This window comes from Leptospira ilyithenensis, assembly GCF_004771005.1.
GTDB classification, from domain to species: domain Bacteria; phylum Spirochaetota; class Leptospiria; order Leptospirales; family Leptospiraceae; genus Leptospira_A; species Leptospira_A ilyithenensis.
This window is the reverse complement of sequence record NZ_RQHV01000002.1, coordinates 256,162-266,913: the sequence shown is the minus strand read 5'-3', so window position 1 is coordinate 266,913 and position 10,752 is coordinate 256,162. Positions and strand designations below refer to the sequence as shown.

Genomic DNA, 10,752 nt, shown 5'->3' with positions numbered 1-10,752 from the left:
GTTTTGCAATGGGATAAGGAAACAAAACAGAATCCTAAAAGAAGGAAAAAGAGTTTGAATGAAGTTTTCATACAAAACCTCCTTTTTTAGTGTAATCCAAAGAAAGAATTTTGAAATCTTATTCTTTCCGAACCTTCCTTATATCTTCCAAACTGGGCAATTCCTTGGACGAAAATCGAATTTCTCCGCTTGTATTGAGAATATAATATCTCGGAAGTTCGCCTGACTTCAATTCGGCAAACCTGTCATCTGAAATCAAATTTTGAAATTCAGAATGGGAAGGATTGATATTGAGAAGTACATATCCGGCCAAATCCAATTTTCCTTCTCCGCATTCCAAACCTCGTAAGGCGTCACAGCGATGTTTTGTAATGGAAAGTAGGATTAATTTTCCCTCCCGGGAGCCTTGCGCGAACGCAAAAGAGCGATTATGCCCCCAGTAGATCTCCTCACTTGTCATTTGGTTTAATTTTACATAGCCGTAAACGAGAAGTAAGATGAAGAGAGGCATACAGAGGAAGCCTGCAAGATAAAAAATTTTAGAGTATTGTTTCATTTTTTTTCAACTTTGTTGGGGATTATCCGAGAGAATAGTCATAATGATAGGTAAAATTAATTTATTTTTTGTGCAGAACAAAAAAATTTTCTTTACCCTTGCGCCAAGCTGAATTTATGGTCAAGGTCATTCGTAATTTATACCATAGGAGGTTTTAGACGAAGAAACGATGAAAGCATTGGGACAACACGTAATAGCAGAACTTTATGAGTGCGATCCGGAAATGATCAACAACCATGAACTCGTTGAAACTATTATGCTAGAAGCAGCAGAAGTTTCAGGAGCAACAGTTGTGAACTCCACTTTCCACCAATTTAACCCGTACGGCGTTAGTGGGTGTGTTGTGATTAGCGAATCACATTTCACCATCCATACATGGCCCGAATACGGATACGCTGCTATCGATGTTTTTACCTGTGGTGATCTGATCGACAACAACAAGGCTCTTTTGTATATGAAAGAGAAGTTTGCATCGAAATCTATTTCGGTGGTCGAGATGAAACGCGGACTGCTCAACCTTCCCGTTGAACAAATCCGAGTAAAACCAGTCGGAGCGTAATGCAAGACCAGGTAAATGTCGAAGAGGAACCTCCAGGGCAACTCGCCCATGGAAAATTGTTCTTCTGCTCCCTTCCTCAAAAAACTAACCAGATCGTCTCTGGAACTTTTACAGACGTTACTCCCGTAACATCCAAGAGTTCAGACACCTTCGTGGAGGCCAATTCACTCGGTCTCTCTGGGGCTAATTTGCGTTTTAACGCGCAAGATTTCACTGCTTCCTCCAACCTAGGGGTTTTTTCCTACGACCTCGTCGGATGCGTGAATTCAAATTTAACAAATTTGCTACTGGAGGTTTCACACAGTGAAACTTAAATCAAGAAACCATGTTGTGAATCGGTTTTCCTATCTTCACAAAGATCTGGAAGTATTCGAAGATGAGGCAGGCAAGGCGATCGTCCAAACAAATGCTTCTATCAGAAAAGGCGAAACTGTCGCTGTATTTGGTGGAAAAGTTGTACCAAGCTCTGCACTTTCTAGTCTAGGCCAAGAAGTATTCGCACTTCCCATTTCCGAGAATTTATTTCTCGTAAATCCAATCCATGATGACGGTCCGGATGCAGTGCATTTGATCCGTCATAGTTCCGAGCCAAATTGCGGATTCCAAGGGCAGATCGAATTGATTGCTCTTCGGGACATCCAAGCTGGTGAAGAAATCACTTACGACTCCTATATGTTAAATGGTGCCGTATTAAAACAATCCGATGATTTTGCAGAATCCATTCGTAAAAGATACAATGGAAATTTCGCAAATTTCATCCAACGTCAGATTGATGAGGATTCCAATCTCAGAGTTTTCCCGATGTTCCAAGAAGGTGCTTGGGGACTACTTACTTCTCTTGATGTAATTGATTGCAGCGGTGCTTTGATCCGTGATGCAGATGCTATCAAAAGATATGTAGTGGAACTTTGTGAGCTCATCGACATGAAACGATTTGGGGAAACTCACGTAGTTCATTTCGGAGAAGACGAAAGAGTGGCAGGTTATTCCATGTTTCAATTGATTGAAACATCTTGTATCTCCGCTCACTTCGCAAATGATACAAACACTGCTTATATCGATATCTTTTCCTGCAAAGGATACGATCCGAAAGTAGCTGCCGAGTTTACCCGCAAGTTTTTTGAAGGAAAAGGAATGCGCATCAACGTGTGCAACCGTTTCTAAAGAAAGAATCGTAAACTAAGATTTGACCAAAGGACCCCGAAAGCCAAAACTTTCGGGGTCCTTTTTTATGTCCGAGAGTTGATTTTTTACTTGCCTATCCCCAAGGGGGGGATAGGGATATAAGTATGGACAAAAAATTAGAATCTTCTAAAAAAATCCAGGACAGGCTTTCCCGGTTGGAAGGACATTTGAAGTCCGTGAAAAGAATGGTGGAAGAGGGTAAACCTTGCAATGATGTGATCCATCAGATAGCCGCAGTACAGGCCGCCCTTTCCAAAGTAGCAAAACTTATGATCGAAGACCATTTTTCTCATTCCATCCTCGCCCAAACCAAAAGTCCTGAATTGAAAACAGACTTAAAAGAATTTATGGCCTCGATCGATAATTATTTTCGAACCATTCATTAGGAAGGTATTATATGGGTTCTCATCATCATTCGCATTCGGGACATTCTCACAACCATCATGATCATGGAAAAGGAGAGGGGGCGAAAAATATTGCATTGGCATTTGCACTCAACGCAGGATTTACCATTCTTGAGATTGTAGGCGGGTTACTCACAAACAGTATGGCAGTGTTATCCGACGGATTTCATGACTTGGGCGATTCTCTTGCTTTGGGTCTTGCTTATGTCATGGAAAAAAAATCAGGTAAAAGAAAGACAAAAAACCTAACCTACGGATATAAAAGATTCTCTATTCTTTCCGCATTTGTGACTTCTTTGATCTTAACATTGAGCGCCATTGTACTGAGCTATTTTTCGTTTGGTAAATTATGGAACCCAGAACCGATGGAAGTGAACGGAGTTTTGGGCCTCGCCGTTTTGGGTTTTTTGGTCAACGGATTCGGCTTTTTAAAGTTAAATGCGACCGGTGGATGGAATGAAAAATCAGTCAGACTCCATCTTTTGGAAGATGTTCTGGGTTGGGCTTTGGTTTTGATCATGGGAGTGATTTTAAAAATTGTGGACTGGTTTTGGTTGGACCCGCTTCTGTCTCTCGGTTTGAACTTGTTTATACTATCCAGATCCATTCCCAATCTGATTCAGGTAGGAAGGATATTTTTGCAATATGTTCCTGAAAATCTAAGTGTTACGGATGTGGAAAACCAGATTAAAACCTTGGATCAGTCGATTGTAGACGTGCACGACTCCCGTCTTTGGTCGTTAGATGGAGAATCTCATGTTTATTCCGGCCATATAGTGATCAAATCGAAACTCGAGACTCTAAGGTATCGGATGAAAAACTCCATCAAGTCCAAATTGAACGAAATGGGAGTAACTCACGTTACCCTAGAATTCGAAAACCTAGGAGAGGCTTGCAAGCCTCAATCAACCTAATTGTTCTTCGTGCTGTAATGACCTGTAGGCAAGTAGTAATGCGATCAAGGTAAGAATGGCACCGAGCCACATAGGCGCACCTGGAAGATAAACCGTGCTCTTTGTGGTGAAGTAGGCAAATGTCTCTGCCATCATCACGGGACCCAGGATCATAGTTACACTCATAAGACTGGTCAATGCTCCTTGCAATTCTCCCTGTTCATTGGCTGGAATATGGGCAGAAAGAATCCCTTGCAAAGCTGGTCCTGCAATTCCGCCCAAACAATAGGGAACAGTGATTGCGAACATCATCCATGACTGTGTAGCGGAAGCATATAACACATAACCTATGATAAAGAAAACAAAACCGATATAGACTGTTTTTTTTGCGCCGAACCGTTTCATCGCCTGGCCCACAAGTCCGCCTTGTACGAAAGCAATCACAACACCTACGACTCCGATAGACATACCGATCAGCTTTTCATCCCATTTGAATCTTTCGATGACATAAAAAGCCCAATTGGATTGAACGGAGTGGGAACCTAGGTTCATCAGGAAGAAAACCCCTATAAGTCCTGTAAGTAGCGGATAACGTTTTAACCGTAGAATCGCTCCTACCGGATTTGCATTTTTCCAAGAGAAAGCTCTTCTGTTCTCTTTGCTCAAAGATTCGGGAAGTATGAAATAACCGAATAAAAAGTTAATGAATGTTAGTATCGCTGCAGCAAGAAAAGGAATCCTAGGTCCGAAATGGCCGAGTAGCCCCCCGATCACTGGTCCAATGATAAACCCTACTCCGAAAGCAACGCCGATCATTCCGAAGCTTTGTGCTCTTTTTTCCGGTTCGGTAACATCTGCAATGTAAGCATTTGCTGTAGTGAAACTTGCGCCCATAATTCCGGCGATGATCCGACCCACGAACAACCAAACGAGTGTTGGCGCCAATGTGAGTAAGATATAGTCCAAGGTGAATCCGAATAAAGAGGCCAATAAAACGGGTCTCCTTCCAAATCTGTCACTCAGAGCACCTACGAAGGGAGCACATAAAAACTGAACTATAGAATAAGCAAACATCAGCCAACCACCGTGTGAGGAAGCTTGACCGATGGAGTCCCCTGTCAGTTCGATGATCAGTCTAGGAAGCACGGGGATGACGATCCCAAATCCGATAGAATCGATCAGGATGGTAGTAAAGATAAAACCGATTGCTGCGGTTCTTGTATTTTTAGAATTTAAGATTCCCATTTGGGTAAGCCTATTTTTATACGTAACCTATGTATAGTAGAAAATACGAAAATGTGAACATTTTTCCTGACCTCCGCATTAAGAATGAGAAAGAATCTGCGGAGGTTTTATATTTGGTAAATTAGGTTTTTGTGATCCCGGGTTTGTTTCCAAACTTGCCCTTTTGATAGAGCAAATATGCGAAAGCTCCGCCACCTAATACAAGCAATCCGATTCCGAGAAGTGGTCGGAAAAAGATCCATGCTATGGCGATCGTTATAAAAGAGAATGAGAATGCCAGAATTCCCGCGACGATACTCACACCCATTTCGAGAATTCCTCCGAGGATTGGAATCCATCCGCCGGCCGCCGCAATTGGTCCGAATAACAGACGAAAGCCGAGGAACATCGCGAAAAAACCTGCAATCCTGACCGCCCAAGTGCGGAATACATTTGCGTCCTGTTCTTCCTGGAACATAGTTGCGGCGTCTTTCGTTCCGTAGTCAAAAACCAAAATGGTTGTGTCTCTTTTTGTTTGGTAAGGATTTACAATTGCACCGTTTAACAGTCCTATAATGGAGACGGTTCCTTCCGGCGCTACTTGGTGATTTACCCTGACGTCTCCTATTTCCGGGCTGAGAGGATTTTTTCCGATATAGATCTGACCGTCATGGATTTGTGCATTCGCGCTCAGTTTTGCTTTCAAACGTGTTACGGTTGCAGAGTCGTATTCCAAATCGGAGTTAGGTGAAATAGATTTGATCAAAGCTTGGGAAAAGTTGAGATTTCCCAAAGACACCGAAGATGGACGGATCGTATCGCTTTCGTAAGGAAAAGCAGGATTGACATGATCTTTTTTTTGTTCAAAATTACTTGAATTGACTCTGCTTGCAGACCACTCCGCATTGTAGCTGTATGTTTTGGTTTTGTCTTCCTTTTCCATGACTTTTTCTTCCCATTGGTACATTTCCACATCTCTGGAAAGTGCAAGTGCTCCTACTTCTATCCCGAAGGTAGAGTCGGAAATTTTTGCTCCTGCTTTAGCTTCTCCGCTTGCATGAATGAGTTTGCCGTTGTAGTTTCCGATGTTCTGATTGGCATCAATGCTTTGAACAAGTGCTGCACCTTCTTCCAGTCCTTTGGCTATATCGACCGCACAACCTTCGTTTTGAAACAGGATGGGAAAGGACGCTATCAGGAGGGCGACTCCCCCTACCGTACCTTTCAAACTTTCCGTAAAATTTCCTAACATTCTTTTCTCCCTTTTCAGAACTAATTTCTCGAAACTCCAAGTTTCTAAACCTTTACGAGAAATTGGAAAGAACTTTTTTAAGGAAAAAAAACTACACTTCCCACCCACGCACCCCAGTCTGGCAGAAATTACACGGAAATCGTCACTAGGAGAATAGAATGGAGATTTGGTACACAGAAAAATTGGAATTGGAAAAAGGGAGGGCAGTCAGCTACAGAGTGACTAAGACCTTGGATAGCATCCAGTCTCCATTTCAAAAAATCGACGTATTCGAGACTCAATCCTTCGGACGTATGTTCACACTAGATGGAGTGACCATGGTCACAAATAAGGATGAACATTCCTATCATGAGATGATTGCTCATATTCCCATGATGAGCCACCCCAACCCGGAATCCGTTTTGGTGATCGGAGGAGGAGACGGAGGCACTGTTCGTGAAGTTTTGAAACATCCTTCGGTCAAAGAAGTTGTATTATGTGAGATTGACAAAGCGGTAGTGGATATCAGTTATCAGTACTTTCCGGAATGTGCGGATGCTATGAAAGATAAGAGAGTGATTCATCATTATGATGACGGAGCTAAATTCGCTCGTGAAAACAAAGGCCGTTTCGATGTGATTTTGGTGGATTCCAGTGATCCTGTAGGCCCGGCGGAAGTATTATTCAAAGAACCGTTTTACAGAGATATGGCGAGCGCATTGAAACCGACGGGAATCATTGCAACGCAAGCGGAATCCTTTTGGTATCACGGAGACGTAATTTCATCTCTATTCGAATTTATTCCAAAGATTTTTCCGGAATACGGATACTATTACACTACGATTCCGACTTACCCGTCCGGGATCATCGGATTTACATTTCTTTCCAATGCGATTGATCCGTATTCAGTAACACCCGATATTTCCCGTTTACCGAAAGGACTGAAATATTATAGTCCTGAGATTCACAAAGCAGCTTTTGTATTGCCAGAATTCGCAAAGGCGTATATCAAAAGAAAACGGTAATCCATCTTGAAAAGACATCCTTTCCAAAATATCTGCTCCATAGGTTTTGGAGGGATTGTCCTATTCCATTTATTTCTCTTTTCTCCGTCCGTTCTATATTCTCAAGAATCTGAAGCAATCAAACTTGAGTTAGAAGCCGAAGATCTGGAAAAAACGGGCGATCTTCCTCTTGCAGAAACGAAACGTCTTCGTGCGATCCAAATCCGAAAAAAGAATTTTTACCTGGAAAAAAGATATGTTTATTTGAGAGATCCCAAAGATATCTCCCATCCGCTTGAGTCAGGCAAACAGCCGTTTTTCGGCGGAACCTGGGAATTCGGAATCAGAGGTAACAATTCCGTTATGAGTTTCGGTGGCGGAACCGATTGGCTTCATAAAGACGGAAAGCTTGCCTTTCAAGCAGGGGATCTTTTTTTTCCGAGAAGCAATATTCCTTATCAAAACGGCTCCGTACTTCCCGTAGTGGAAGAACCGAAGTTTCTGTCATCGAAACTTCCTTCCTACTCGTTTTCTTACCGGCATGATAGTAAAAAATGGGGATTTGAATATACTTCTTTACCTTTTCAATCTTCTTTTACGCATTATGCGTGGGGACTTGTAGGCCCGTTTCAATTTGCCAATTACGAAACCAGATACAGAATGCAGGATCATAGGTTTGTCATAAAAATTTATGAGGAGCTAACAAAAGATAGTTGGTTTAGCTGGGATTTCGGACTTCGTGGTGGAAGTTGGAAAACGGATTCTTCCTATTTATCCGCCACATTGGGGCAAGCGGGGGATTTACGTGAACAATCCAGGTATTTGGCCCCTAGCGCGGGTTTTCGTTTTTATCATGCTTTTGAAAAGATTATGAGATTGGAAGTTGGTGCGGATATTTTTGTAACTCCTCTCGGGCGTTTGGATTATCAGAGATCGGTAACCAAAGAAGGCGGTTTCGGAACTCCGGGAAATTCTTTGGATCGGTATTCCATTCAGTCTAACAAACCTTTGGAGATGACCGTTACAGGAATAGATTTGAATTTTATATATTCGGTTTTATTATTCAACCAACATAGATTGAGTCTTGGAGTTCAATCTACAAGTTATGCATGGAAAGCGAATGAGTCCAAGATGCCGAATTTTTATGCTTTGAGTCCGGAAACATACGGAACTGCGGTAATGGATTGGTACAAGTCTTCCGGAGTTTACGAAGCTGACGGAAACGGAAGACGAATCGGAAGATACTTCGGGGTTTCTAATATATTCATCGGATACAGTTATGCGTTTTAGATTTTTGTTGCTTATATCGGTTTTGTTTCTTTTCTTTTCCGAGTGTGGAATTTCCATTCGGGTGTATCGACCTTTCCCGGAAGAGGCCCCTTTTGAGTTGGTTACTTTCGATAAGAAACTAACAATTATTACTCCAAATGAAAATCTTCAAAGGTTTGCGCTGTATGACGGTTATTTCGTAAGTGCGGATGATTTGTATAATGAATACGGAAGTTTGAGCTATCTCATTCAAAAAGAGATCAGCATCCGCAAATCCAGATACCCAGGTCTTTTTCAAGGTGCCAAGATTGAAATTACAAAATTTCAATTGGAATCCCTTGATAAATGTTTTTCCAACGAAGTTCATGTGAAGATGTCGGCCTTGGTGCAAGTCGGAAGAGGCAAGGCCTCGAATTTCGAATACGAAGATAAAATCGATTCCAATGTAACGAATTGTTATTTATTGGGAAGCAGCCTAACGGTTGTTCCTTTGATTTGGTATGTGCCTTATATGGGATTTCGAGGCAACCGGCAGGATCAGTTGAATCAATTGGGTAGAAATGCTTTGGAGGCTTTTTTTCAATTTCTGGAAAATGAATCGGATTTTCATCCGACAAAAAAAGAACCGAATCTGAACTCTCTGCCTACTGTTCCCGATCCGAAACTTAAGGAGATTCTGGAAGAGTTATGAACCGAAAATCGACCTTTATCTTTCTTTTTCTGATTTTAATTGTATGTAATAACTGTTATTCGATAGAAAAAAAATATAATTACGGGAATCCCTATCATCCTTCCCCGTATTTTGAAGAAGATGATCCTCAGTTTGAAGAAGGGGAACCTGTTTGGATTGTCGATACGATAGGAAATTATTTTTTTTCCCTCCCTACAAAATTGATTTTGTGGAACAGGAAAATGACGAATCATCATTTTTCGGAAGAAACGAAGCAGTACCTGATCAAATACATCAAACAAAACAACTTACGTGATGTTAAAGTAAGATTCAATCAATACGCACCTTTGTCCGAATGGAAAAGGCTCGCCAAAAATGAAAGTATAAATCCATTCGTAAAATACATAATAGGATCCATTTCGTTATTGTCCTATACTTTTTTGCCTGATAGATTGCTTGCGGGATTTGTAGGCGGAGACCATTATAATCCTTATACGAATACGATCAATGTATACTCCGATCTGCCGGCAGTTGTCATTCATGAAGGAGGACATGCCAAGGATTTCGCACAAAGGGAATACAGAACCTGGTATTCCCTGGCTTATGCAGTCCCTGTCGTAGGTTCTCTTTACCATGAAGCCCGTGCAAGTGATGATGCGATCAATTATTTTGCGGAAAATGAAGATTCCAAACAATTGGAAGAATCTCACGAATTGCTTTTTCCCGCTTATTCGACTTATATAGGCGGAGCGATCGGGGATTTGGTCCCTAGCCCCATAACGGCAGTTACCGTATTGCCGGGTCATGTCTACGGTAGATGGAAAAAAAGAAGTATTCCCTCCCAAATGGAAGAAAGAAATAAAAGAGTAAAATAAGTGTCTAACGTTTCAAAATTTCAAGAAAAGTTCATCAAACGAAGAGAAGAACTGTCTTCTCTTTTGTGCATTGGCCTCGACCCGGAATGGGAAAAGCTTCCTTTTTCCAGTTTAAAGTCGGAGACACCTCTCTTTCATTTCAGTAAGGAGATTGTGGAAGCGACTCATACTTACGCCACTTCTTGGAAACCGAATGTGGCATTTTTTGAAAGATTCGGTTCCAAAGGATTTAAGGAATTCGAACTCTATGTTGAACTTTGCAAAACCGTTTGCCCGGAGGTTCCCATCATTGCCGATGCGAAGAGAGGAGACTTGGCAAATACTTCAAAAGAATATGCAAAATATTATTTTGAAACTTTGGGAGTGGATGCGCTTACTGTAAACGCTTATATGGGAAGGGATACTCTTCTTCCTTATTTGGATGCAGGGGGATATATATTCATACTTTGTCTTACTTCCAATCCTTCCTCTAGCGACTTACAAAAGTTAGTTCTTAAAAAAAATAATGAATTTTTATACGAAGAGATGTCCGACTTTGCCGCAAAACTTGGTGAAGAGTATCCGGGACAAGTGGGTATCGTCGTAGGGGGAACCCATCCTGCGGAACTCAAAAAAATCAGAAACCGTCATCCCGATTTGTTTTTTCTGATTCCGGGATACGGGGCACAAGGAGCAAGTCTGGAAGAAATTTATTGGGCGAGCGGCAAAAACTCAATCATCAATTCTTCCCGTGGGGTGACATTGCTTTCCAGAGAAGATGGATTTTCCCGATTGGCAAAAGAGAAAGCTTTGGAGATCCAAACCCAGATGAATCACCTCTTTCATTAAAGAGATCCTCGCAAAAAATTTCTTCCGATTTTATTGCCGTTTTGTCTAAACATA

The 10,752-nt window shown here is 41.6% G+C and carries 12 protein-coding genes; 9 read left to right on the top strand and 3 right to left on the bottom strand.

Going from position 1 to position 10,752, the window contains the following annotated elements:
• Positions 1 to 118: 118 nt before the first annotated feature.
• Positions 119 to 556 (bottom strand): hypothetical protein, encoded by a 438-nt coding sequence (locus EHS11_RS01620; RefSeq protein ID WP_135762658.1) that lies wholly within the window; start codon positions 554 to 556, stop codon positions 119 to 121.
• A 169-nt stretch (positions 557 to 725) separates the two neighbouring features.
• Here EHS11_RS01620 and speD point away from each other — a divergent pair, with 169 nt between their 5' ends.
• The 4 genes from speD (at position 726) to EHS11_RS01600 (ending at position 3,618) form a co-directional block, all read left to right on the top strand.
• Positions 726 to 1,115 carry an adenosylmethionine decarboxylase gene (gene speD / locus EHS11_RS01615; RefSeq protein ID WP_109022356.1) on the top strand — a complete coding sequence of 130 codons (390 nt, stop codon included), beginning with the start codon at positions 726 to 728 and terminating at the stop codon, positions 1,113 to 1,115.
• A gap of 279 nt (positions 1,116 to 1,394) precedes the next feature.
• On the top strand, positions 1,395 to 2,279 hold the full coding sequence (locus tag EHS11_RS01610; protein WP_425460525.1) for an S-adenosylmethionine decarboxylase: 885 nt from the start codon (positions 1,395 to 1,397) through the stop codon (positions 2,277 to 2,279).
• Positions 2,280 to 2,404: 125 nt separating this feature from the next.
• Positions 2,405 to 2,686, top strand: a complete 282-nt coding sequence (locus tag EHS11_RS01605; protein WP_135762656.1) for a metal-sensitive transcriptional regulator — start codon at positions 2,405 to 2,407, stop codon at positions 2,684 to 2,686.
• 11 nt (positions 2,687 to 2,697) lie between these two features.
• On the top strand, positions 2,698 to 3,618 hold the full coding sequence (locus EHS11_RS01600; RefSeq protein ID WP_135762655.1) for a cation diffusion facilitator family transporter: 921 nt from the start codon (positions 2,698 to 2,700) through the stop codon (positions 3,616 to 3,618).
• Here EHS11_RS01600 and EHS11_RS01595 read toward each other — a convergent pair.
• Entirely contained in the window at positions 3,610 to 4,842 is a 1,233-nt protein-coding gene (locus EHS11_RS01595; protein WP_135762654.1) for a TCR/Tet family MFS transporter, read from the bottom strand. The two genes, EHS11_RS01600 and EHS11_RS01595, sit on opposite strands and share 9 nt — an antisense overlap.
• Before the next feature lie 121 nt (positions 4,843 to 4,963).
• Complete coding sequence (locus EHS11_RS01590; protein WP_135762653.1) at positions 4,964 to 6,073, bottom strand: TMEM43 family protein; 1,110 nt, start codon at positions 6,071 to 6,073, stop codon at positions 4,964 to 4,966.
• Between the two features lie 158 nt (positions 6,074 to 6,231).
• Here EHS11_RS01590 and speE point away from each other — a divergent pair, with 158 nt between their 5' ends.
• The 5 genes from speE to pyrF are packed head-to-tail and all read left to right on the top strand — an operon-like array spanning position 6,232 to position 10,698.
• A complete protein-coding gene (speE, locus tag EHS11_RS01585) occupies positions 6,232 to 7,077 on the top strand; it encodes a polyamine aminopropyltransferase (RefSeq protein ID WP_135762652.1) in 846 nt (281 codons plus the stop codon).
• 6 nt (positions 7,078 to 7,083) lie between these two features.
• Positions 7,084 to 8,346 (top strand): hypothetical protein, encoded by a 1,263-nt coding sequence (locus EHS11_RS01580; RefSeq protein WP_135762651.1) that lies wholly within the window; start codon positions 7,084 to 7,086, stop codon positions 8,344 to 8,346.
• On the top strand, positions 8,336 to 9,016 hold the full coding sequence (locus EHS11_RS01575) for a hypothetical protein (protein WP_135762650.1): 681 nt from the start codon (positions 8,336 to 8,338) through the stop codon (positions 9,014 to 9,016). The genes EHS11_RS01580 and EHS11_RS01575 overlap by 11 nt, the downstream gene beginning before the upstream one ends.
• Entirely contained in the window at positions 9,013 to 9,870 is an 858-nt protein-coding gene (locus EHS11_RS01570; protein ID WP_135762649.1) for a hypothetical protein, read from the top strand. The genes EHS11_RS01575 and EHS11_RS01570 overlap by 4 nt, the downstream gene beginning before the upstream one ends.
• Positions 9,871 to 10,698, top strand: coding sequence for an orotidine-5'-phosphate decarboxylase (gene pyrF, locus EHS11_RS01565; protein ID WP_135762648.1), 828 nt, complete (start codon positions 9,871 to 9,873; stop codon positions 10,696 to 10,698). It begins immediately after the preceding gene.
• Positions 10,699 to 10,752: the final 54 nt, after the last annotated feature.

Coding starts and splice junctions, on each gene's coding strand:
- EHS11_RS01600 (WP_135762655.1), top strand. CDS start 2,698: ATGGGTTCTCATCATCATTCGCATTCGGGACATTCTCACAACCATCAT.
- EHS11_RS01575 (WP_135762650.1), top strand. CDS start 8,336: ATGCGTTTTAGATTTTTGTTGCTTATATCGGTTTTGTTTCTTTTCTTT.
- speD (WP_109022356.1), top strand. CDS start 726: ATGAAAGCATTGGGACAACACGTAATAGCAGAACTTTATGAGTGCGAT.
- EHS11_RS01595 (WP_135762654.1), bottom strand. CDS start 4,842: ATGGGAATCTTAAATTCTAAAAATACAAGAACCGCAGCAATCGGTTTT.
- EHS11_RS01590 (WP_135762653.1), bottom strand. CDS start 6,073: ATGTTAGGAAATTTTACGGAAAGTTTGAAAGGTACGGTAGGGGGAGTC.
- speE (WP_135762652.1), top strand. CDS start 6,232: ATGGAGATTTGGTACACAGAAAAATTGGAATTGGAAAAAGGGAGGGCA.
- EHS11_RS01605 (WP_135762656.1), top strand. CDS start 2,405: ATGGACAAAAAATTAGAATCTTCTAAAAAAATCCAGGACAGGCTTTCC.
- EHS11_RS01620 (WP_135762658.1), bottom strand. CDS start 556: ATGAAACAATACTCTAAAATTTTTTATCTTGCAGGCTTCCTCTGTATG.
- EHS11_RS01570 (WP_135762649.1), top strand. CDS start 9,013: ATGAACCGAAAATCGACCTTTATCTTTCTTTTTCTGATTTTAATTGTA.